Consider the following 303-nt stretch of genomic DNA (forward strand, 5'->3'; position numbering starts at 1 on the left):
GCTGACTGCGACGGCTGAGAGTCCCGAAATCGCCTTCGAGAACCCCGAGATTGACGCCTCGCAAAACGAGTCGATCGAGGTCGGCGGCGAGACGTGGCTCGTGGCCGACATCTCGGAGACGGAGGAGGGCGGCGGTCACGGCGGCGGAGCGACCACCGTCGTCACGGCGACGCTCGAACGCGAGTACACGGCGGAGACGTCGGAGACGCTGGCGAACGGGTCGACCGTCTCGGTCGACGACCGCGAGTGGCGCGTCGAGATCGCCGGGGAGAACGCGACCGAGTTCACGCTCGTCGAGGTGAT

General features: G+C 68.0%; 1 pseudogene. It reads left to right on the forward strand.

What is annotated here, in order from left to right:
• Position 1: 1 nt before the first annotated feature.
• Positions 2-303, forward strand: a pseudogene (locus EXE42_RS17555) (hypothetical protein); the annotation flags it as partial.

Source organism: Halorubrum sp. SP3, assembly GCF_005435195.1.
Taxonomy (GTDB): Archaea; Halobacteriota; Halobacteria; order Halobacteriales; family Haloferacaceae; genus Halorubrum; species Halorubrum sodomense.